The following is a 25,417-nucleotide window of genomic DNA, read 5'->3' on the forward strand; positions in this document are numbered from 1 at the left end:
TCAAGTGTCAGCCGGGCCGTTCAGGATGGAACTTTTAGCTATGCTTAATACGCTGACTGAGGCTTAGTGCTTTTTAAGGTGCCAATAATTAAAAACTTGAAGATCGCGAGTCATGTCGAACTGCATATACTGACTTTTTAATTTAACAGCCTACCCATTCAATAAGATCATGGCCGGTTTTCGCCTAGCAAACTGGTATAAAGCCCTAATGTTTTCTCGGCTATATCCTGCCAATCATAACGCTGAGTCACCCAGCCCCGGATACTCTCGCGTTCAGCCATGTTCAGTCTCTCGCGTGACAACAATGTGATACGGTCAGCAAGGGCTTCGATATTCCCCAGTGGAAAATACTGTTCAGCGGGCAGGCACACTTCCAGATTGGCCGGGATGTCGCTTGCCAGCACCGGCAGCCCGTAGCTCAGAGCCTCCAGTAATGCGATAGGCAAACCCTCATGCGATGAAGGCAGTACAAAAAGACCCGCATGCGCATAAAGCTCCTGCAATGCCAATCCACCCTGAAATCCCGTCATCACAGCACCAGCCTCTGCCGCTTTATCTAACACCTCACGTTGATAGACGTCCGGATGGTCTGCGCCTCCCACAATGACTAACTTCCAATCCGGCAAGCTGGCGCGCTTAAAGGCAGCAATCAAATCCAGATGGCGTTTTTCCTGTACCAACCGGCTCACCAGCAACACATAGCGACCTCGATTCAGGCCGAATTTATCAAGCGCCCCGATAGAATCCGGAAGCTGCGGCAAAACCACACCATTTGGAATCAGTGCCGACTCCATACCATGTTTACCACGAATCAGATCAGCGATTACTTTCGAAATGACAATGCGTCCATTCGACCAACGCATTCCCCAGCGCTCACCCAGTTGGAGGATAAAGCGGGCAAACTGCCCCCACTTCTGCCGGTCGTAATCCGGGCCATGGTGTGTTACCACTACCCGTAATCCCAACAGCCTGGCAGGCAAGGTCATGAGAGCGGGACCGATGGCCTGAATATGCAAAATATCCGGGCGCTTGACAGCTGCGTAGAGTACCCCCAGAAAACTGTGCAGGATCGCCTCCAGTCCTTTCGATTTGGGCGTCCACAGCGATACAAACTTCACGCCTTTCCATTCCGGCCCAGTCTCGGCAGGCTGGTAAGGCGACCGCACCAACACCGTCACATCGCAACCCCTTTCGACCAGCTGCGAGCATAAATTCTCGGCATGTGTTTCCACCCCTCCCTGCACTCCCGGGAAGCCTCGCAAGCCCAACATCATCACATGAACCGGTCTATTCATTTCTATTCTACCTTAGCGAAAACACCCAACACAGCGCTGGCCAACTTAGCCCAGTTGTAGTCCGATTCGAGCAAAGCTCGGCCATTCCTGCCCATTTCAGCCGCCAACAGAGGATTTGATAACAGTTCCAGCACCTTGTCGGTCATCACGACAAAATCGTTGGGCGCCGTCAGCGAGCCGGTCTTGTCATCAATAACCAAGCCGCGATAAAAGAGGAAGTCCCAGACAACGACAGGCAGCTGCATCGCCATTGCCTCCAGACATGTTCCGGGTAACCCTTCATAATAGGAAGTGGACACATAAACCCGGCTTCGGTTGTAGTACCCCAGCATTTCCAGGAACGGCACTTTGCCGGTCATCAGTACATTCTGTTCATAAGGCGCCAGCTCGGCTTTAACCCATGCATCGTCATCGCCATAGCCAACGATAGCTATGCGGATATCCGGCTTCCTTGCAATCAACTGGCGGCATAGTTCTGCCATTGAGCGACTGCCCTTGCGGAACTCGATACGCCCGCAAAACAGTACGTCGATATCTTTTTCGATAGCATCATTTGGCGTGAACAACTTGACGTCGGCGCCGTTCGGAATCACTGTTACCGGCCCCTTAAAGCCATAGGCAAGAACCTCCTGCCTGCCCTGCTCTGTCAGGGTAATCACCTTGCTGGTCAGGTTGAAAATCCGGTGCTCCATCCATAATTTTACGGCAATCGACAATCCACTCCACTGGCTCACGAAATGCCTTGTCTCGTAAAACCGGCCGGACATACCGAGATAAGTAGTATGCGCAGTCAGTACCACCGGAATATGCCGAGGCAGGAACAAACCGGGGATCAATGGCGGAAAATGCAGATTGACCCATTGGATCTTGCCTTCGTCATAGAGGCTTATCAGCTTGTTGCGTACTTTTAAACTCCAGAAAAAAAGACTGAATCGACTGTGATTGTATGGAAAATGGATGATTTCCACTCCAGCATACTGTCGCTCATCCCGATGCTCGTCACTGGTAATCAGGTAAACAGGCGGATGATCCGCCGGCAAATTGGAAAGAAAAGAGTCCAGGTATCTGGCAATGCCGTGAACGCCATAGAATTGAGGATTAACGATTGCAATCATTATTGTTCCATCTCTTAATTATTGATTTACTCAAGTTACGGCATGGTAATTCCGCCAATTTATAAAAAACCATTGCTATGGTGACTAAGGGAACCAAGATGATCTTCGCTTCATGAGGCGCCTCTCACTGGTGCGGTTGATCTGCCAAGATCGAGATAGACCGCCGCCACCGTACGTGCAATGCTGTCGTAATCTCTTTTACCCAACACATACTCACGCCCTTTAGTTCCCATCTGCCGCATCGTTTCCGGGGAATTTAATAAACCGGTCACGGCTTGTGCAAAGGCATCGCCATCTAACGTTATACATATTCCGGCACCACTCTCTTCGATCACTTGTGCCTGGTCAGGATTGTCGTTGGCCACGACGGGCAATCCCAAAGCCATGTATTCCATAGCTTTAGTAGGTGAGGCGCTGTCTAATAAAAAACCGCGAGGAAATGGAGAAAGCCCGATTTCTGCCGACCGCACATAGCTCCAGGCTTGCGACGCGGGTAACCATCCTGTCCAGATAACATAATCCGCAACTCCCGTACGCTCAGCTTCCTGCTTCAACCAGTTTCGATGTGCTGCATCTTCAATATCGCCAACAAGTACCAGCATGATATTGGGAATCTGTTGTTTGATTAGTGCGAGCATTTGAAAAAGAATTTCGATTTTCCTGACACGATCCAAGGTGCCTAGGTAGGACAAGACACGCTTTCCTTCGAGACGCGGGTCATCAGCCGGCTGAATGCTCTCCGGAGTAGCCGTTTCCATATCGACTCCCATGGGCACCGGCGTCATCTTCGCCATGGGGATACCCTGTTGTGCAACATCCAGTTGCATCTGGCGACTTTGCACAAACACACGGTCAGCCTTGGGTAACACGACCCGATACAATAACCATTTGCCGAATATGCCCTGCACCAGAGGGAACCAGAATCGCATGCCCCCCTTGATCCCTCTGGCCATTGCCCGATCGATCTGCCCTTCTGATTGCGGATAGGAAAGCCAGTAAAAGAACGGAATTCCTTTCAGTCTGGCCGCGATAAGCCCTGCGAGAGCCGTCACCGACATGTCGCGCACCTGGATCGCATCGTATTTCTTTCCATCCATGGCGATCAGCACTCGCAGGTTATGCCAAAATTTAACCAAATGCTGGCTGGCGCGATTGCGAGGCACATTGCATAACACTGCCTGGCCGCCGCCCCATGGCGTTTCAGGATTATCTTCTACCGCACTATTGCGCTCTGTTACCAGATCGCATGTGATTCCATACCGGGGCAGATATTTGCCGAACAAAGCGACAACATCAGGACGGAATGTTGGCCATTGTTCTGCGGTAAAGTACAACAAATGAAAGCGATTGTTATGCATTGAGCTTTACCGAAGTTTGTTTGGATGAAGATACTGGACAGCGCTGTCTGCCGAGAAGGCCGTGGTAATTCATTAAATACCCCAGATAGCCCAGCACAATCGCGTAGATCAACTCCATAGAAACCAGATTGACGCTTGAGGCCGAATACACCACATCCAAAAGAAAGAGCGAAATCGCCATCTGAATTGCGAGAGCATCCGCCCTCACTGTTGGATCGCTAACTGACCGGCGCAGCTTACCGGCAGCGCCCCACGCTGCAATAAAGATGCTCACGAACATCATGAAACCAATCAGGCCGGTATCCCAGAGCAGTGTAGAAGCAGCTGTCAAATCGATGCCGTAGTTTAAATATTTTAACCCAAGGTGACCTGCCAAATTATTTAGGGAAGTATAAGAACTACCCAACCCGTTTCCGATAATAAAACCTAAGAGATCGTGCCAATTATGCTGAGCCCAGAATGTGATGGCGGTCCAACGATTAAGAGACCCCGCCTCCCCTGAGTAGCCCTGATCTCCGACGTTGTACCGTAGCGTTGCAGCCACAACCTGATCCAGACTGCTATGCATTATGATCACCACATACAGGTAACCAAGCAACATCGTTAGTAAAGCCAGCATAATAATGGCGGGCAGAAACCGTAGCGGCGCACTGATCAAATCATCTTTGAGCAAAATCAATCCCACCAACGGCAGCATAATGACAGCAATCTTCGTCTCCCCCATGCCTAAAGGCAGTAGGCATATAAAAGCCAACGGATAAAAAATCTTGCTGCTGATTAATCCTGCTCGCCAGCGCGCTGAAAGAAATGATAGAGCGATAAAAAGGTAAATCACCATAACCGAGTTGGGGCTGCCACCCTCTAAATTAGCCCCGAATGTGCCGGCGACAACATCAGTTGTATAACTCGACAGGGACAACCCGCCACGTAAGGGAACAAGCACCACCAACTCGTAGAGTGCGAATGGAAATTGCAACAAGGCCACTGCCATCAAAAACTGGCGCCATCGAACATAGTTTTGAGGTGTAAATGCGATCATGGTCAACGCCATCATCAGGCCAAACGACTGAAAATATCGCTTGAACCCTGCAACAAACTCCACAAGGGAATAGCACTGAACTATGCTGACCCCAACCGCATAGACAAGAAATAGCAGCGCAATCAGCATAAAACCCGGCGCACGTCTTTGCTTGCTCCACAAGATATTAGTCAGCGAGGGTATAAGCAGCAGCATACTCAGCAGAGAAACACCCCAGGTAACCTTACTTAGCGCGCCGGCTGAAAGTACGCCCAACAGAAACCCGATAACAAGTATCAACCATATGGTTAATTCAGGCATGATCAGCAGCACTGGGCCCAACACCAAGCACACGCCCAGGCCAATCATGACCGGGTTGGCAGTGACGGCCAACAATCCCATCAACACTGCGCAAATTCCAAGACCTGAAATCAAGGCCAGATTACTTATTTTGGCATGACCGGAAGCATAATTTCTGGGAGCGGCGCCCAACCCCATACTGCGCCATCGTTGGCTGCCGATAGACATCAACCCTGTGCATGAGGCTCGAAAACGCCGAGTTTTGTTTATCGCAATACTGTAAATACCGGCCAGCAAAGGTCGAACTTCGTTTATCGCAAGACGGTAAATACCAAACACATCCCGTAATGGCGGATATAACATCGGCAGCACCAGCACTGTCGCAGTCTGAGCAATCAAGGTTGCCACAGCAGCGCCTGGCGCCCCGTAACGCGGCACCAGAAACAGCGCCAGACCGAAATTAAATAGCAATAACACCACGGACTTGACCACTAATTGAGACTGCCGGTAAGTGGCCAGTAAATACTGGTTCACTGGCGCATCAATGAAGATCAGCACCGCCATCCATATATGAATCATGAGAACACTACTAGCCCCCAGATACTGATCGCCGAGAAGCATGCTGATCATCTCCGGGCCAATTGCCGAAATAAAAACGCAAGGAATCAAAGACAACAATGCCATGCCGGCAATAATGCGCGCCACATTACTCTGGAGTTGTTCGCCCAAGTCTTTGGGATAGATGTAACGCGAAGCCAGCGATTGAACAATCATCGGCGGCACCACCCACCAGATTCCGGAAAAACGCATAGCAGCGGCGTACACACCAACCTCGGTCATACTCGTAAGGCGGCCAAGCATAACTTGGTCGACTCCTGCGTTAAGCGACGCCACCAGCGTATTGAGAATAATAGGCAAGCCGGTTAGCAGCATTCGCCAGGCGTGGCGAGTGTCAAATCGCCAATGGGAGAAGCGCTCACCATACCACCAATACGCCCCTACCAGACACATCCAATATAAAACGGATTCCAACGTCAATACTGTCATCAAGCCGATCAATCCCGCACCGGCAACAATGACACCCACTCTCAACAAAGCACCTATAATAATAGAGATATTCTTGCCCAAAACTGCAGGCCCAATATTGGTGTGCGAGGCAAACCATATCCAAATGCCTCCCGTAGTCTCGGCAAAGGGAACTCCGACACACAAGATGGCAAGCAGCATGAAATCGGTCTCATTAAAGCCCCCCAGCGGTCTGGCCGCCGCGAGCATTAATGCGATGGCCAGCAGGGAACCGCACAGGCGAATCATGAAAGCGCTGCCCATAATGCGGTCTTCGTCGGCGCGGTCGCGCACCATGTCGCGCATCATGGTATCGCCCACCCCCAACCAAGCTATGGCCCCAAACATGCCAAGCCAAGCCGTAATGTAGTTGAAGCGCCCGAACTGCTCGGGACCCAAATAACGCGCAAGCCAGAGGCCCACCAAAAAGCCGATGAGCATACGCAGCGCCTTCTCGCTGGAATGCCATGCGATATTGCGCAACACCTGGACGTGTCCTTTGTTTGAAGTCATGGCATCAACTCTTCAGTGCCGAGGGAGGCATGCGCGCCAACACCAAGTACGCTACCCGCCGCATAGGCTGCGCTATTTAACGCCGACATGATGACGAAAATACGAATAGTTACAGGAGTCATAGGGCACCAATAAGTTGCAGCGTGCGCTTGATCTTACGAAGAACCCGTGTGACAAATTGATGGTTGCTATCGCTCCAAGAGCTAGCCCAGCGATGCACTGCATAGGCCTGCGGAAAATGATCGTTGGCGCGATGGGGCTCATTCCAGTTGTATGGGTAGAACCACTCGCGGGGAAACAGTGTAAAGTCTCCGGCTAGGCCACCGCCGAGCAGAACCCGAGTAAACAAACCGGGCCCCGTCTCAACAGCAGTATTTATTTCTCCCACCCGCTCCGGCAGCGCACTTAGGCAGCGCTCCATATAGATGGAATTTGGCTCTACGCCGATGATGCCAATGGATACGCTAAGTCCGTCCTCTGAGCATGAAAAATTTTTCACGCCAACCAGGATCGGGTCAATATTACGCAAACATTCAAAATCGGTGTCCAGATAGACGCCGCCGTGTCGCAGCAATATCTCATAACGCAAAATATCCGCCATTTGCGCATAGTTCGACGCAGCGCTTATGAGATCCATGCGCCGTGGTGTGAAACCGAGATTATCAAGATTCCACAGCTTGTATTCCCAATCCGGATGCAATGCTAACCAACCATCCCGGTAAACACGGAATTTCTCGGGCAACTCCGGGTTATCCCGGTTAATCCAGATTTGGTGAAAAACTTTCGGGATCATAACGCTCTCCTGGAAATGTTGTGATGTGTCTTCTTTAATACAGTGAATGTTTTTTCGGCACAGCAGGACATAACCCGTCCAAAATGCAGGAAAAAAACTTGAGTTTCCGATGAGTCGACCAGGTTTCGTTTATCCGGATTGATCGGGAGATTAAACAACAGCATCACAGCAAAACTGATCCGCTGAATCGAAATTTCTTCGTCACCGACCTTGGGTAGGTGTAAGTTGAGGATTGCGATGTTGTTGAAAGCATTGATTTTATTTGTCATGATCATAGCCGGGTTTACCCTTATTTCTAATACTTAAGACCCCGATGGTAATGCTGCCCGGTAGGTAACATCAATTTAAAGCCGATACTACCGGCATTGTATGTTGGCGTTCAAAACTAACGCCGTTGGTACCTGCATTGCCCAAGACATGGGCAATGCAGCCCTCTTCTACCATCCGCCGGTTACAAATAGCGGAACAGGGTTCAAGATAATGGATCGTCATCGTTAATAACTTTATCCATGCAAGCGATTAGTTTTTTAGCCAGGATTCTGACATGAGGCTCTCTGAATATATCAAAATGCGCTCCGGAAACCTGTTGAACTTCCAGCTTGTGACCCAGAAGTTTTTTCCATGCCTGTTCTGGACGGACATAGCTAATAAACTTACTCGTCGACTCCCATCCTTGAAATAGAGTTACATGACTGCCGTTATAACTTTTTGGTTGATAATTATTGTGACAAGCGTTGTCAGGTGCTGATGTATAAATATGGGGCCAGAAATCCGTGCCGTATTTATAGGAAGTTCCCAGATCATTGATTTTATTTTTGATCTTTTTCAAGAGCTGGCTTGGGCTTAGACTAAAAAAATTACAGATAACCCGATGATAAGGCAGCCACTGCTTTTCATGTGTCAGGTGGGTATCCATCAATCCTACCAAGTTCACTTGATGTCCATTTGTAACTAATTGGCAGGCCATTTCATAGGCAATCACGCCACCAAAGGAAAACCCGATCAAATAGTAGGGGCCATGCGGCTGTATCTGTTGCAGTTCCTTAATATAGTGGCTGGCCAGATCTTCCAATAAGGGTAGGGAGAGAGAACGATTGCCAATCTCTGCTGCCATACCGTATCGTAAGAAATATAGCGGCTGATCCTTTCCAAGATGTCGCGGCAAGTCTACTAGGGATAATGTGTGAATCGCGAATAAGGGAGGCCGTGAACCTTGCGTTTGAATCGGAACAAGGGAATACCATGAAGGCTGCCGGTTACCGGACGATATTATTATTCCAAGTTCTTCAACTAGTGGAGATTGGTAAATTGCGCCCAAGGGTAAGTCGATATTGAACAGCTTATTAACCTCAGCAACCATCTTAACCACTAACAAAGAATGCCCGCCCAACTCGAAGAAATTGTCGCGAATGCCGACCCGATCAATCTCCAAAACATTGCACCATATCTCGGCCAGCTGCTTCTCCACCGGATTGCGAGGGGCGATAAAATCGGCTTCCAGTTCTTGCTGACTTTGATCCGGCTTCGGCAGAGCCTTTCGATCCAGCTTGCCATTGGGAGTGAGCGGCAACGCGTCGAGGCATACAAACGCCGAAGGGATCATGAACTCCGGCAACTTAGGCTTAAGAAAGTCTCGTAGCTCGGAAACGAGTGGTGCGGGAGTACTTTGGGGTACTAGATATGCCACCAGGCGTTTGTTCCCGGGAACGGGTTCGTACACTTCCACCACGACCTCAAACAGTTGCGGGTGTTGTCCCAGCACCGATTCAATTTCACCCAGCTCAATACGAAACCCGCGAATCTTAACCTGATGATCTATACGCCCCAGAAATTCAATAGTGCCGTCAGGCAGATAACGAGCCAGATCGCCGGTTTTATATAAGCGAGCATGCGGATCATCATTGAAAGGATGTTTAATGAATTTTTCAGCGGTTAACTCAGGACGATTGAGGTAACCTAGCGCTAAACCATCGCCGCCAACATGAATTTCTCCTGATACACCGATAGGGACCGGCTGTAAGAGCGCATCCAGAATATAGATTTGGGTGTTGGCAATGGGGTATCCAATGGGAATTGAAGTCGCTTGATCAGCAATCGTTTTCGGAATCGGGTAACAGCAGGCAAATGTAGTACTCTCGGTAGGACCGTAACCATTAATTAATTGAGTGTCAGGTAATTGCTTAAGAGCGCGATTAATATGGCTTATAGATAAAGCTTCTCCGCCAGTCAGGACTTGTGCAACGGTGCTGAGAATCTGGGGCTTTTCATCGATAACGGTATTAAATAATGAGGCTGTTAACCATAGAATACTGATTTGCTGCTGCTTGATTATTTTTTCCAGACTACTCAAAATCGGGACTCGTTCAGGATAAATAACACAGCGAGCACCATGAAGCAGCGCACCCCATACTTCAAAGGTAGAGGCATCAAATGCAATGGATGCTAATAATAAGAATTTCTGCTTATCATCAAATCGGGCATAGGTATTATTTAATATCAATCTTGCAATATTGTAATGGCATACCTCAACGCCTTTAGGCACTCCGGTAGAGCCCGAAGTGTACATAACATAAGCCGGATTGTTCAAGGCAGTATTGCAATGCAGATTGTCGGTACTTCCCTGATTAATATCATTCCAGCATGTATCGAGACAAACAAGCCGGCCTGAACAAATCGGTAATTGTGCAACCAGTGAAGAATGCGTCAATAGTACCCGGGCATTTGTATCCTCCAGCATAAAAGCCAGACGATCCCGAGGGTAAGTCAGATCAAGCGGCACATAAGCCCCACCTGCTTTGAGTATAGCCAGCAGGCCGATCACCAGATCAATAGAGCGATCCATGCAAATAGCCACCCGGGTACCCGGTTTGACACCCACTGTTTGCAGGTAATGCGCCAGTTGATTGGCTTTGGCGTTAAGCACCTGATAACTCAGTTGTTGATCTTCAAAAACCAGCGCGATGGCATCCGGTATCTTTGCCACCTGCTCTTCAAAGAGTTGATGGATACATTTATCTTTCGGATAGTCAGTACGGGTGGCATTCCATTCGACCAATAACTGGTGACGTTCAGGTGCAGTGAGTAGCGGCAATTCAGCAACGGCGGTTTCCGGGTGCTCGACTATTGCTTCCAGTAAAGTTTGAAAATGGCTGCCCAGCCGGGTAATGGTTTCGGGATTGTACAAGTCCGTTCTGTATTCAATCGTACCGGTTAAGCCATCGCGATGCTCCACTAATGAAAGTGTCAAATCAAACTTGGCCGTCTCGTTGGTTACAGTAAGGTCGGTAATCGTCAGGCCGGGTAATTGCATGTCTTGCAATGCCGTAGATTGCAAGACCATCATGACCTGAAACAACGGATTCCGACTCATATCCCGTTGTACCGGCAATTCAGCGACCAGTTTTTCAAAAGGTAAGTCCTGATGAGCGTATGCACTCAGGCAGACCTCACGTACTCGGCTTAACAGCTGGCGAAAACTCGGCTTTCCTGATACATCGGTCCGTAATGCCAGTGTATTGACGAAAGAGCCGATCAGATTTTCAGTTTCCTGCAGGTTGCGCCCGGCAATCGCAGTGCCGACAACAATATCTTCCTGACCGCTGTAACGGTGTAGCAGCACTTGAAAGGCCGCCAATAGCGTCATGAATAAGGTCACGTTTTGCTGTCTGCTCAAGTCTTTTAAACCCTGGGCTAATGCTGCCGATAATTGAATGACTTCTTGTGCGCCCTGGTAAGACGGTTGCTTCGGGCGGGGCTTATCAGTAGGTAACTCCAGCACGGTCAGATCGGCCAGTTGGGTTTTCCAATAGCTGAGCTGTCTTTCCAGTACCTCACCTTGTAACCATTCGCGTTGCCAGACCGAGTAGTCCGCATACTGAACAGGCAATTCAGGTAAGTAAGCCGATTTATTCTGGCTAAAAGCACAATAAAGGCTTGCTAATTCCTGCCTGAATACGGCCATGGACCATCCATCAGAAACAATGTGATGGATGATTACCAACAGAATATGTTCTTGTTCGGATATCTTGAACAGCAAGGCGCGTATTAAGGGCGTCTCTTTAAGATTGAACGGTTTGTGGCTTTCAGTATGGAGCAGGCGTTGGATTTCGCTATCCCGATTTTCTTGAGGATATGTCGGCAACGTCACCAAAGCGCATTCAAAGGGCATTGATGCTCTGATGATCTGCAGGAGTTCGCCGTCCTGTTCAACAAAACAAGTCCGCAAGACTTCATGACGAGCGACAATTTCATTAAGGCTTTGTTGTAATGCAGAGGTATTCAGGCTGCCATTGAGTTGAATGGCCCAGGGAATGTTATAAAGGCCACTGGCGCCGAGCAATCGATCTAAAAACCAGAGCCGTTGTTGGGCATAGGATGCAGGAAGCGGCAGGTCGCGTACAATTGTATGAATTTGTTCTACATTCGCCGCCGGTGTCTGTTCAAGCGTTGTTGTTAATAACTTTGATACCCCGGCAACGGTTGGCGCTTCAAACAACAAGTGCATCGGAAAATCAGTTTGAAATTGCTTGTTGACACGCACAATCAATTGCACGGCCAGTAATGAATGTCCGCCCAATTCAAAGAAATTATCATGAATGCCAATCCGGTCAATATTCAGAACCTCTCGCCAAATAGCGACCAGCATCTCTTCAATAGGAGAACGGGGCGGAACATAGGATTGTTCAAATTCAGGGCGTGTGTGATCAGGAGTAGGCAAGGCTTTCCGGTCGATTTTGCCACTGGGAGTAAGGGGTAATTTATCCAATAAAACAAATGCCGAAGGTACCATGAACTCCGGTAACTTTGGTTTAAGAAAGTCTCGCAGCTCCGACGGGGTCGGCATGGAATCGCTTTGGGGCACTAAATAAGCCGCCAGTTGTTTGTTCCCGGGAGCAGACTCGTACACGCCCACCACCACCTCGCGTAGCAGCGGGTGCTGGCGTAATGCCGCCTCGATTTCACCCAGCTCGATGCGAAAGCCCCGAACCTTGACCTGGAAGTCGTTGCGCCCCAGGTATTCGATGGTGCCGTCAGCCAGCCACCGGGCCAAGTCACCGGTCTTGTACATCTTCGCATCTGTTTCTTCAATGAACGGGTCACGCACAAAGCGCTCTGCGGTCAGTTCCGGCCGGTTCAGATAGCCGCGCCCGACCGGCATGCCACCAATATGAATTTCTCCCATCACGCCAATCGGCACCAGTTGCAGACGATTATCCAGGATGTAGATGCGGGCGTTGGCAATCGGCCTTCCTATGGGTACAGACCGGTTGCGGTATTGCTCAAGATCAGGAGGCAGCCGGTAAAATGTAGACGAAGAAGTGCACTCAGTCGGCCCGTAAATATTAATAAACTCGGGCCGCGGTTCCGGCAGTTCCAATAGTTTGGAGGGATTCATCTGTTCGCCGCCGAGAATAACCCGCCGCAGCCCACCGAGTTCCCCGTTGGTGTCGGTATCGATCAGCACATGAAACCCGCTCGGCGTCAGGTTCATCATGCTGATACCTTCCTTTGCCACCAATGTCACGATTGCCTGCGGGTCAAAGGGTTCGCTCGCCAAAACTACCCGCGCGCCGACGAGTAAAGGGGCGAAAATGACCTTTTGAGTAAGATCAAAAGCTATCGACGATACGACTAAAACCGTATCCTCGCACGAAAGACGCGCCTCTCCTGAATACCAGGGAAACAGGTTTTGCAAGCCTTGATGCACGGCACCTGCACCCTTGGGCTTTCCGGTCGAACCGGAGGTATAGATCACATAAGCCAAATTTTCAGGTGTGAGTCCCACCTTGCTGTGCTCAGGGTTGGTCTCCGGCAGATTCGCCCACAACGGGCACTTGGCCGACAGATTAATCAACGGCGGACATGTCGGCATATCTGCGAACAACGCGTCATACTTACCATCGGTCAGCAATACCAACGGGGCGCTGTCTTCAAGCATGAAGGCCAGACGTTCCCCGGGATAAGCAGGATCAAGCGGCACATAGGCTCCTCCGGCCTTAAGGATACCGAGTAATCCGATCACCATCTCCAGAGATCGCTCAAGACAGATACCCACCAGCACCTCCGGTTTCACACCGATATTGCGCAGATGATGGGCCAATTGGTTGGCGTGGGCATTAAGCTCGTCATAGGTTAGCTGCCGGTCTTCATAGCTCACTGCCACAGCCTCAGGAGAGCGGGCGGCTTGTTCTTCGAACAACTGATGGATGCAGCGCTCAGGAACCGCTACGGCAGGGCCTTTCCACTCCTCCAATAATTGCCGACGTTCGGAATCGGTCAACAGGGGCAAGCCGGACAGTCGCGTTTCGGGCTGTCCGACGATACCTTCGAGCAGGGTCTGAAAATGGCCTATCAGACGGCCTATGGTCGCGGCCTCGAACAAGTCAGTAGCGTATTCCACCCGGCCTGTCAGACCATGCAAGGTTTCCGTCAGTTCGAGGGTAAGGTCGAATTTGGCCGTTTCGTTATCGGCCTGTATGTATTCTTCGGTAATTTCATTTAACTGTAGATTGTAATCGGGGGTGTTCTGAAGTATGAACATGACCTGAAACAGCGGATTGCGACTGAGATCGCGTTGCGGATGGAGCACCTCGACCAGTTTTTCAAACGGCATATTCTGATTAGCGTAAGCTCCAAGCGCGACTTCCCGCACCTGTTTCAGCAGATCACGGAAACTCGGATCACCTGAAAGATCGGTACGCAGCACCAGGGTGCTGATGAAAAAGCCGATTAAGCCTTCGAGCTCCAAACGGTTTCGTCCGGCGCTCGGGGTACCGAGCACAATGTCGTCCTGACCGCTGTAGCGGTGCAACAATACTTGAAAAGCCGCCACCAGGGTCATGAACAAGGTTACGCCTTCGCGTTGGCTCAACGCTTTCAGTCCTTCGGTCAAATCGGGCGACAAGCTGAATTGCTGACTCTCCCCGCGGTACGACTGTACTGCCGGGCGCGGCTTATCGGTAGGCAGTTCCAGCGTTGGCGCATCCGCCAGTCGCGCTTTCCAATAATCCAAAAGCTGTTCAATGGCCTCACCTTGCAGCGCTTCCCGCTGCCAGACGGCGTAGTCGGCGTACTGGATCGGCAATTCGGGTAAGGCTGAAGGCCGCTCTTGAATGAACGCCCCATACAGGGCCGACAACTCGCGCGCAAAAACCGTCATTGACCAACCATCAAAGATGATGTGATGGAAAACGAGGAGGAAAATGTATTTTTCCTCCTCTAAGCGTAGTAACTGAGCCCGCAGCAGCGGGAGCTTGTCCAGATCGAAGACTGTCAACTGATCGGCCTGAACAATTCGCGCCGATTCTGCCGTTCTTTGTTCTTCGGGATAGCCACGAAGGTCCATTATCGTCAACGGGATAGAAAGCGAGGATTGGATGATTTGCACCGGCTCACCATCCCGCTCGGCGAAATAGGTTCGCAACGCTTCATGACGAAGGATAATCGCGTTGAGCGCAGCTTCCAAAGCCGTTACGTCCAGTCTGCCCTGAAGCTCGAATGCACAGGGTATGTTGTAGTTTCCGGTTGAGCCCGCCAGCTTATCTTGAAGCCAGAGACGCAGCTGTGGAAAGGACATGGGGAAAACGAACAGCTCGGTAGCTGCATCGGTTGCCTCCGCTGAACATTCAACGCAACTGTGTGAGGTATCTTCAAAAAGCTTCATATTTATTCCTGTTTATTTATTGCTGCGCCAGACTTTTTTGAAAACCTTGATAAAAAACAATCCGCTGTCGCTGAGTTATATTAAGAATTGAGTGTTAACCTTATAAGCCGAGCGACGCTGAGGGATAATGCGATTGGCATGGTTTAGCGCTATTGCTTCAGTATTTTCAATCAACTTCGCCAATGCCGCGATAGTCGGCGTTTCAAACAAACGGGTTAGTGGAATGTCCACCGATAGTTGTTCTTCAACACGGATAATCATTTGCGTAGCGAGCAATGATTGCCCGCCCAACTCGAAGAAATTGTCATGAATACCGACATCATTCATTCTTAAAATTTCTCCCCATATCCCGGCTAGTTGTTTCTCTACCGGACTTTGTGGAGCAACAAAATCATGGTTCACAGCCTGCCGGCTAATGTCCGGCTTGGGGAGGGCCTCGCGGTCCAGTTTGCCATTAAGGGTAATTGGCAACGTATCAAGAAACATAAATACCGAAGGCACCATGAACTCGGGTATCTTTTCCTTAAGGAAGTCCCGTAGCTCAGAGACGCCGGACGTAAAATTATGTTTCAGCACTAAATAAGCCACCAGGCGCTTGGCGCCGTCACCGTCATCATCCGCCAATACCGCCACTTCGTGCACCGACGGGTGTGTCGCCAGCTTTGCTTCGATATCGCCCAACTCGATCCGGAAGCCCCGGATCTTGACCTGGAAGTCGTTGCGGCCCAGAAATTCAATGGTGCCGTCGGCCCGCCATCGAGCCAAGTCGCCGGTCTTGTACATTCGCGCACCAGCTTGCGCAGTATACGGATCGGCTACAAAGTGTTCCTCAGTCAGTTCCAATCGATTGAGGTAGCCTCTGGCAACGCCCACACCACCGATATAAAGCTCTCCTGTCAAGCCGATCGGAACCGGTTGGTTGTTGGTATCGAGAATGTAAATACGGGTGTTGCTGATGGGGCGGCCGATGGATTGCCAACTTACAGAATCGGCCAACGGCTCATGAACAGTTGCCTTGACCGTCGCTTCCGTCGGACCATACTCGTTAAATACCTTGGGACGGTAACTTTTGCGTTCAAACCAGGCCGCCAGGATCTTATTGTTGACGGCCTCTCCGCCAAAGATGATCTGGCGAATAACGGGAGGGATGACGGCCTGCTCATCTTGGGCCAATTGTTGCCAAAAAAGAGTTGGCAGAGTGATCATCGAGACATTATTCTTTTCGCACAACGCCCAAAACTTCTTCGCACCGGCTATCCAATCATCATTGCGCAGCACTAATGCAGCGCCCGAGAGTAAAGCACCGAAGATTTCCTGTATAGACACGTCAAAGCCGATAGCGACGAACTGCAGAATTCGGTCCTCGGCACGAATATTGTAACGGTTCTTCAGGTCCGAGATCAGGTTACACACACTCCTATGCTCGATCATCACACCCTTGGGTTTGCCGGTGGAGCCGGAAGTGTAGATCATGTAAGCCAGGTGGTTAGGGGTAAGCCCTTCTTCATGGCTAACCGGATTGGTGTCCGGTCGGTTCGTCCACGGGGGAAGCTCGGCATCCAGATAGATTACCGGCAAAGCTTTTGCCATACCCGTAAACAGACCGTCAAGCCGACCTTGAGTCAGTAATGCCACTGGAGCGCTGTCTTCGATCATGAAGGCCAGACGTTCTTTGGGATGAGTCGGATCAAGCGGCACATAAGCGCCTCCGGCCTTAAGAATAGCCAGCACTCCCACCACCATATTCAAGCTGCGCTCGGCGCAAATAGCCACCAGCGCATCCGGCTTAACGCCCAATTCGCCGAGGAGATGTGCTAACTGGTTGGCTTGGGTATTCAGTTCGGCATAGGTCAGTTGGTTCTGCTCACACACCAGGGCCACGGCCTGTGGAGTTGCTGCTACCTGCGCCTCAAACAGCTCATGGATGCATTTATCTCGTGGAAACCAAGTCCCTGTGTCATTCCATTCTATCAACAGTTGCCGACGTTCGGGTTCGGTCAGCAGGGGCAACTCGGACAGGTGTGCATCAGGGTCGGCGGCGATGCCTTCAAGAAGGGTCTGAAAATGGCCGATCAGGCGATCTATGGTCGCAGCCTCGAACAAGTCGGCAGCGTATTCCATCCTGCCTGCCAAGCCATGCGGGGTTTCCGACAGTTCAAGAGTAAGATCGAATTGGGTAGTTCCGGCACTGAGCTGTGGAAGTTCCGGGGTATCCTGAAGCACGAACATGACCTGAAACAGCGGATTGCGACTGGGGTCGCGTTGCGGATGGAGCGCATCGACCAGTTTTTCAACGGGTATATCCTGGTTGGCATAAGCTCCTACAGTAACTTCGCGCACCTGCGCCAGCAGTTCCCGGAAGCCCGGATTGCCTGAAAGATCCGCACGCAACGCCAAGGTGTTGACGAAGAAGCCGCTTAAACTTTCGGGTTCCAGGCGACTCCGCCCTGCGCTCGGCGTACCGATCACAATATCGTCCTGGCCGCTATAGCGATGCAACAGCACATAGAAAGCCGCCACCAGAGTCATGAACAAGGTCACACTCTCGTCTCGACTCAGGGCTTTCAGTCCCTTGGTCAAATCGGACGACAAGCTGAATTGCCGACTTGCCCCGCGGTACGACGGTATCGCCGGGCGCGGCCTGTCAGTGGGCAACTCCAGTATTGGCGCATCCGACAGCCGACCCGTCCAGTAATCCAGCCGCTGCTCCATCGACTCAATCATTTCCGGTGTTAGCCCTACCCTTTCTAGAAATGGTTCAGTTACTGGTTCTGAGGACTGCTTTAGTGATTCCATAGATGGATCAAGTAAGCTCATTTTCATATTTCCCTAAAATTAAGAATTGTCGTCTTGGCGAAACAGCGCTTTATACTCAGTTGCATTAACCTAAAAAGATCAGTTGCTGTCGTATATGTGTTTCTAGGATAGAAGTTTCAACTTCTTCAATCAATAAGTGCGATTACCTATCGGAGAAGCCGGTTTTATTGATTCGGAACATCTGATGAAGCTATCCCGCACTCCCCCTACAATCACCCTAACCTATTTCCTAAGTCTGTATGCGTGACAACTTGCGAGCCGATATAGGCCTCAAAGCGGGACGACATAAACTTCCAGCGGCAGCCGCTATGGTTAGATAGCCAACGCGTTAAAACGACACCATTGACTGGCGAATGACTGGCGAACAAGGCTATAACCCGGACCAAAAGATTCAAGGATTAAACGCCACATTTTGGCGGGATTATTAATTGTCGTGATGACAACGGCCATTCAAGACTGTGATGGTGAAAAGCTTGTTTTGAAGGTTAACGGGTACTGTCAGAAGCTTCGTAGAATATGGATAGATGGGAGACTATTGAGGAGCTTTGGGGGGCTGAGACGAACACTTTTATGTGTATTGGATGGTTTAATGCGCTTGCTCGCGCTCCTCAATTTATCAAGATGGCGGATGATCCGTTAATGGGATTAAATGGGCTTAAATGGGCTTATAAACTGAAAGACGTGAGATAAATACGAAGTCAAACGTCGTCAAAAAAATACCACTACTGGAACTGAACGAGGAGACTCACTGCGGCTATAAAAACCGCACTGTCGACCAACAACACAAGCTAATACAAAGCTATCGATGACTTATACTTCGACACACCGATGTATCAAGACTTTCTACCGATAGAATTTAGAAATCCGCTTGTAAATTAACACCGGCGGATTTGCTTTCGTAGGATGAGGCCGGATTGTTGGAATCGCGTTTTTCGTAATTCAGCACGGGACCGATACTGATGCTGTCTAATGGCTGATACATGACATTAAAGCCGATATTACCGACTTTATCTTTTTGTTGCCCAAAACTAAAGTCAGCGACGCTGGTACCGCTACCGCCCAGATAATCTTGCTGTTGATAGGACATGGGTAACCTTATAGCAATTTTGGGGGTAGACTGCCAACTCAGGTTAAACCACACACCTTGGGTTAGCACAAAGCTGGAAAACAGGTTATCGGCTTGGGCAATTTGGCGTCTTGCGGACAGCGCCAACAATGTTTTGTCGCTGGCTTGCCAGTTCAGACTAAGCTCCGCGACTATGTCGTCAAAATTACGGATACCAAAATTCGCATAGTCTTGTTGAGTGTAACCGACAAGCCCATCAATACGTGTTTTACTGTTGGAATGCCAATCCCAGACCATTGCATAGTTCATTCGGGTGTAGGCGTTATCCTGAGTGCTGCCGACGGTTAACTCGCGCTGCGGATATTGACCATCGGTTGCGATTACTCGCAACCCTAAACTGCTGCCTGTGGGGCTTAGGTATTGCAGATTGGCTTCAGCATTATCTTCAGTGTTATTGCTGAATTGCCGGCCTGTACCGTCAAACTCGATCTCTGTCCGAAACAGGCCGAGCCTGATCTTGCCGTTGGGGTGAAACAGGTACCCGGCGTTGGCAAAGTAACGTTGGTTATTTGTCAGGTTGCCTACCAGATTATTCAATTGACCAAAACCGCCCAGTGTTTGAGCGTTGGTATAACCAATCTCGCCATCCAGATTATTCCCTATTCGCCAATTCCATTGGGCTTGGGTGTCCCAGCCGGTGTAATCCAAAGTGGTGAAGTTTTGGAACCAGTTCTGGTTAACACTTCCTTTGACAATAATATGTTGTCTGCCGATCGTCCAATCTACATCAAATCCGGCCGCGACTTGTTTAACAAATTCGCTTTTGTCGCTTTTACCTGTAACCGACACTGGATCGACACTGTCAGATAGCCGTAAAAAATTGCTGTCGTATAACAAGGTGGAGGCAACGTATGGCCTGATGGTATCGTCTGGCGATGCCAAGGCATAGGTTTTACTTGGCATCGCCGCTGCTAGCAACAACATGAAACACGACAATAAGTACCGATTTTGAGTCGTATTGTTTTTGCGGCCGCGCTGCAAACTGTCCAAAAATAACATTACCATTATGTGCACCGCTATAGGTAATAAGCTTTTAAAGCTATTGTTAATTGCTTCATCCTTACCATTGGTAAGCCCTGGTCCGGTGTTTTTGCCGAGAAGGGCATTACGTGACAATAAGCCGGGCAATATGATGGTCTTGAAAGCCTTGGAGAACTTGAGTCGATACAAGAGCTGGCTCCTAAACTCTTCACTGGATATGTGCCAAGTTTGCTCGACGGAATGCACTATGTCTTTGACTGCCTGAGAGATGTTTTGCTGGAGTTGCTGAGACAGCTGTTTGTTTTTCAGGGTCGCTTCACTACCCGTATCGTAATTAAGTAAAGAGGCCAAGCCGCCTTTGGGATATCGCTTATAGTGGTTACGTATTGTTTTAAGGTCAATCATTAAAGCCTCGGCCACTTTTGTCATCGACCAACCTGCTCCTCTCTGATAAACAATCCTGATGCGGTCGTCATAGCGTTTATTGGATTTATGACGATGCTCGGACTGTAAATCTTCGAGTTCCTAGAGGGTAAGATGATAGTATAAAATTATAGAATAATTATATACTATTCATTTTATTAACACTATTACTTAAACCAAACTTTCACTAAAAACGAATATACCTTTGTTTTAACTGCTAAAAATCCGTCAATACAACACCGAGACATTGACTGCCTGTGTCTTGCAAAGCTTCTTTTAACAACTGCAAATCATTCATCCGGGTTTTGTGTTGTCGCACCACTAAAAGGGCGCCACCACAATTTGAGGCGATAATTTGTGCATCGATAGCCTGTTCTGCCGGCGGGGTGTCTATCAGGATTACGTCAAATTGTGTTTGCAATTCTTGCAGACAGGTCTTTAAGCCTCTGCTGATTAATTCGACCGGATTGGGCGGCACTGTGCCTGCCGGCAAGATCGATAAATCCCGGAACGCCGGAATTCGTGTAATAACCGTTAAATCAGCGCGCCCTGCTAACACATCCGACAGGCCATAAATACTTTGTAGCTTGAATAATGTATGCTGCCGCGGCTGTCGCAGATCGGCATCGATTAACAGGGTACGCTCGCCAAGCTGAGAAAAAACAATCGCCAGATTGGCCGCCATGAGGCTGCGCCCCTCACCACGACTGAGACTGACCAACGTCAAGGTTTTATGGATATCGTCAAACCAGCGTAGCATCAATTGTCCTCGCACCGCCCGCAACGCTTCCACCTGCATACTCATGGGCTCGTACGCGGCGACCAGTTCCCGGCTGATATTCTCTTCACTTCCAGTCAGGAATGGAAAGTCAAATTGATATGATAAGGCTTTTTGTATGTCATCATCGGTGACTAACCCGAGCTCCTTTGCGGCATCGCCAAAGAGCATGCCATTCTGTTTTTGCAAGGCGATGATACGTTCGGCATCCCGGACGCTGATTTTGCCGGCATCAAGCAATAAAGCCCCCATCGACGCGGTATTTTGTATTTTGGTTATTTTGCTGCTCATCTTGCCGTTCATCTTGCTGTTGATTATAGTTTCTGCTTGCATTATGCATTACCTCGATTATTGGAACCGTCATTGGGGCTGTCAAGATGAGGTAGCTGAGCCATCCGACTTGGCTTCGAAACCGGAAGTGAAATTACAGCAAGCACAGGAACAGTCAACAGCTCGGAAATATCAAAGGCAGATCGCACCCGACGATCCATAAACTCTGCCACTAACGCCGAACCCACGCCTAACATGCCACCCAGAAAAACCGACAGAATCAAGTTTATCAGCACCTTGGGTTTGGCGAATTTTTGCGGCGGAACGGCGGGATTAAGGACAGCAGTATTGGTTTGGCGCATTTCGCTTTCCATGCGGCTTTGTACCGCTCGCTGCAGGGCGGCATCGTATATCCGCTGTGCGCTTTCCACCTCACGGTTAAGCACTCTTATTTCATCATGCTGTTGTTTTAGCTCCAACACCTTGGCTTTCTGTTCAGCAAAGGCATTGGCAATTATCTTGTCATGTTGATTGGAGGAGGAAACCCCTCCTGCGATGCTGTATAGCACCATTTTAACTTCAGACTGAACTTTCTGTTTCAGGCTATCTACTTCGGCTTTCATTTGCTTATATTGCGGATGATTTATATCGACACGCTTGGACAATTCGGCAAATTTGGCTTCTGATTTCGCTAATTCCGACTTCAGCGATTGAATCACAGGACTGTTTAATACCTCTTGCAACGACTCTGACGATATGCCTTGCTTGAGGGTGGACGTCAGCAAATCTTTTCTGGATTGCAATTCGCTGGTGCGAGCCTGATTCTCTACCAATTGCCTTGACAGATCAGCCAGGCGAGAACTTTCCAAATCAAGACGATCGTCAGTTGCGACGATACCGTGTTGTTGTTGATAGGTGGACAGCACCGATTGTGCATGCTCAAGATTATTTCTCAATGAAGCCATTTGCGAGTCGAACCAGTCTGCACTCAATTTGGCTGGTTGAGCCTGCAACTCAATACTGGTTTGTATGTAGCCATCGGCAAAAGCATTGGCAATATTCGCGGCCAATTGCGGATCGGAAAAAGTAAAGTCAACCTGCATCACACTGCTTTCGCGTGACGGCATGATTTCCAGATTTTTCAGCAATGATTCCGCAACCCAATCCTTGATATTGCCAATGCTACCGGCTTTTACAAAGTCTTCTTGTATTTTCGAGTCTTCGCTGAGTTTTAACTTTTCTACCACTTTGCGCGCTACATTCCGGCTACTGATGATATCGACCTGCGTCGCTATATACCCGGGCAGCAGCTGTACCGGTAAAGTCAGGCCGGTCACCGGATCGACACTGCGCTGATCAACTACGATCGAAGTCGTGGCAACATATTGCTTGGGTAACGACAAGCTTACCCCCAAGGTTGTCATTACCGCCACCATCAATACCGACAAGACAATCGATCTGTGTGATAGGAGAATATTAATTAATTGATAAAAGTTCATAATGTTCCGTTACGTTATTGGCTCTACCTGAGCAATCGATAAAGGCAAGATAATTAATTACCTAACATTGTTTGCCACATGCTAAAACCAACGTTCGCCAACATAAATCACATCATCTTTTAATACGGCGTCGCCCAGCTCTACATCAACTTCCTGCAGAGCGCCGCTTTTGTCCTTGCGTTTGATGACTATACCGTTTTCAGTACCGCGTAGCGTTAGACCGCCACCCATCGGTAAAGCTTTTACCACCGAAATATCCGGTTCAACCCGATAACCGCCCGGACGCTGTACTTCGCCATAAATATAGAACATGGGGGCCTTGGGTACATAAACCTGATCACCTTGCCGCATCTTAAAAGGCGCGATGCTTTTAACATCCTCCAGATAAACTTTTAAATCCAGTTCCTGCTTTTGCGGCTTACCCTCGACAGTACGGGTTACTATTACCTTGCTGTCGCCCATTTCGTTAATTCCTTCGGCCATGGCGATCAAATCGACTATTGAACTATCGGAGTCCAGGGGATAGCGCCCCGGCCGATTAACATAGCCCAATACCGATACCTGCTGACTGACATGATTTAACACAGTGACATTGACTTGGGCATCATGAACAAATCCCCCTTCGATTAGACGTACGGCAATAGCTTCCTCCAGTTCTATACTGGATTTTCCGTTAACGGCGACCTCACCGATGAGAGGAAAGGTAATTCGGCCATCGGCTGAAACGCGAACCTCAGTTCTTAAATCGTCATAACCGTACACAGAAATACGCAAAAGATCATCCGGACCAATGGTATAGGCTGCCATACTTTTCTGAATGGACAATACCAATAAAACCATTAGCAACAGATAACGTTTATCAAACCAGTGTAATTTAATATTAGTAAGCATTTTTATCCCTGATGACCACGCTGATAGTTTTAAATATGATCAATAAGTCGAGAAATAATGACCAGTTGCGCAGGTAGTCGAGATCGTAATCAATCCGGGCCTGCATCTTTTCCAGAACATCGGTTTCACCGCGAAAACCGTTGATCTGCGCCCAGCCGGTAATGCCGGGCTTTACCTTATGCCTGATCATGTATCCTTTGATCAGGCTGCGGTACATTTCATTATGACTGATAGCATGCGGCCTGGGACCGACAACGCTCATGTGCCCCTGTAATACATTGATAAACTGCGGTAACTCATCCAGAGATGTTTTTCTTAAAAAACCACCCAGCCGAGTGATTCTAGGATCATTTCGGGTTGCCTGGTTAACCTGTTCATTGTCTTCCATCACCGTCATGCTACGAAATTTATAAACCACAATTTCCTTGCCATCTAATCCATAACGACGCTGTTTGAATAGTACCGGCCCGGGTGAGCTGAGCTTTATGCCAATGGCAATCAACAACATCAACGGTGCAATCAATAGCAAAATAAACAGCGATAACACCACATCGCTGATCCGTTTAATTATGCTGTTGATGCCGACAAACGGGCTTTCGCATATTGCCACTATGGGAATGCCGTCTATAGTACTGATGTTGGCCTGAATTAAATCAAACGAAACTATATCGGGTACAAAGTAAATTGATGCGGTGGTATCGCGTAATTCATCCAGTAACGCCATAACCCGCGGCTGTGCGGACAAGGGCAAAGCGATATAAATGTGCTGAACATTATAGGTTTTAACAAATTCAGCAGCCGATGCAATACTGCCAAGCAGCGTTTCCGGCTGATGTTGCTTGTCTTCCGATAAGCGTTCCGACCAACGATCATCAAAAAATCCCATACAGCCCACTCTCAATAGCGGATTTTGCCTAAATTTATGGGTTAATTTACGGCTTAAATCGCTAAGCCCGACAATAACTGCACGGGATGTCTCACCTTTGGTAAAAGGCCATCGCTGTAACACTAAGCTAGCCATGGAATTCTTCCAAAAGACTTTATTGAATTCTAAATCTATGCTGTTAATCATAATAAATGACCAGTAAAAGCGACAATGACATAACTCAAAACAACCATCTTCAACTCGTGTATGAGTTATTATTCAAAGAACCTGAATTCCATGTCAGCCCTCCCTCTCCTGCACAGCACCGATCAACTACGAACGAGCTTATAGACAACAAAACCAAGACATCCGCTTTAATACATTTCATGATGAACTCCTAAAAGGATTATGAAAGAAATTTGCTTTACATCGACCAATCAATTTAAAACAGGCTTAGACTGTAATTTAATGATAAATCCAGTCCGATATTGATGATGCAAACACCTCTATGTCCTAAAAATAAGTTGGTCCGTTGGAAAAATAGAAACAGCTTCAGGTTATAGGAAACAAACCATGTGAACAATTAGTAGAAACACCTAACGGCTTTCATATGCTTAACCTCTGACTCACTGCAACAGAGTGTCAAT

General features: G+C 48.9%; 13 protein-coding genes. All 13 read right to left on the minus strand.

Annotated elements, in window-relative coordinates:
• Positions 1-167: 167 nt before the first annotated feature.
• Complete coding sequence (locus tag Q8L79_RS16685; protein ID WP_305273552.1) at positions 168-1,295, minus strand: glycosyltransferase family 4 protein; 1,128 nt, start codon at positions 1,293-1,295, stop codon at positions 168-170.
• Positions 1,296-1,297: 2 nt separating this feature from the next.
• Entirely contained in the window at positions 1,298-2,410 is a 1,113-nt protein-coding gene (locus tag Q8L79_RS16690; RefSeq protein WP_305273554.1) for a glycosyltransferase family 4 protein, read from the minus strand.
• Between the two features lie 110 nt (positions 2,411-2,520).
• Positions 2,521-3,768 (minus strand): glycosyltransferase family 4 protein, encoded by a 1,248-nt coding sequence (locus Q8L79_RS16695; protein ID WP_305273557.1) that lies wholly within the window; start codon positions 3,766-3,768, stop codon positions 2,521-2,523.
• Entirely contained in the window at positions 3,761-6,664 is a 2,904-nt protein-coding gene (locus Q8L79_RS16700; RefSeq protein WP_305273559.1) for a flippase, read from the minus strand. Before Q8L79_RS16700 ends, Q8L79_RS16695 begins: the two co-directional genes overlap by 8 nt.
• A gap of 118 nt (positions 6,665-6,782) precedes the next feature.
• Positions 6,783-7,457 (minus strand): glycosyltransferase, encoded by a 675-nt coding sequence (locus Q8L79_RS16705; protein WP_305273562.1) that lies wholly within the window; start codon positions 7,455-7,457, stop codon positions 6,783-6,785.
• Positions 7,454-7,726 carry a hypothetical protein gene (locus tag Q8L79_RS16710; RefSeq protein ID WP_305273564.1) on the minus strand — a complete coding sequence of 91 codons (273 nt, stop codon included), beginning with the start codon at positions 7,724-7,726 and terminating at the stop codon, positions 7,454-7,456. The genes Q8L79_RS16705 and Q8L79_RS16710 overlap by 4 nt, the downstream gene beginning before the upstream one ends.
• Before the next feature lie 203 nt (positions 7,727-7,929).
• Positions 7,930-15,120 (minus strand): non-ribosomal peptide synthetase, encoded by a 7,191-nt coding sequence (locus Q8L79_RS16715; RefSeq protein ID WP_305273567.1) that lies wholly within the window; start codon positions 15,118-15,120, stop codon positions 7,930-7,932.
• A gap of 75 nt (positions 15,121-15,195) precedes the next feature.
• A complete protein-coding gene (locus tag Q8L79_RS16720) occupies positions 15,196-17,937 on the minus strand; it encodes an amino acid adenylation domain-containing protein (protein ID WP_305273570.1) in 2,742 nt (913 codons plus the stop codon).
• An 856-nt stretch (positions 17,938-18,793) separates the two neighbouring features.
• Entirely contained in the window at positions 18,794-20,473 is a 1,680-nt protein-coding gene (epsL, locus tag Q8L79_RS16725; protein WP_305273571.1) for an XrtB/PEP-CTERM-associated polysaccharide biosynthesis outer membrane protein EpsL, read from the minus strand.
• Positions 20,474-20,684: 211 nt separating this feature from the next.
• Positions 20,685-21,578: a chain length determinant protein tyrosine kinase EpsG gene (gene epsG, locus Q8L79_RS16730; RefSeq protein WP_305273574.1), complete on the minus strand. Its 894-nt coding sequence runs from the start codon at positions 21,576-21,578 to the stop codon at positions 20,685-20,687.
• Entirely contained in the window at positions 21,578-23,014 is a 1,437-nt protein-coding gene (epsF, locus tag Q8L79_RS16735) for a chain length determinant protein EpsF (protein ID WP_305273577.1), read from the minus strand. Before epsF ends, epsG begins: the two co-directional genes overlap by 1 nt.
• Before the next feature lie 81 nt (positions 23,015-23,095).
• The gene (gene epsE / locus Q8L79_RS16740; protein ID WP_305273579.1) at positions 23,096-23,905 is read right to left on the minus strand and encodes a polysaccharide export protein EpsE; all 810 of its coding nucleotides are present in this window, start codon (positions 23,903-23,905) and stop codon (positions 23,096-23,098) included.
• Positions 23,895-24,926, minus strand: coding sequence for an undecaprenyl-phosphate glucose phosphotransferase (locus Q8L79_RS16745; protein ID WP_305273581.1), 1,032 nt, complete (start codon positions 24,924-24,926; stop codon positions 23,895-23,897). The genes epsE and Q8L79_RS16745 overlap by 11 nt, the downstream gene beginning before the upstream one ends.
• Positions 24,927-25,417: the final 491 nt, after the last annotated feature.

Origin of the sequence: Methylobacter sp. (assembly GCF_030680395.1) — a bacterium.
Taxonomy (GTDB): domain Bacteria; phylum Pseudomonadota; class Gammaproteobacteria; order Methylococcales; family Methylomonadaceae; genus Methylobacter_A.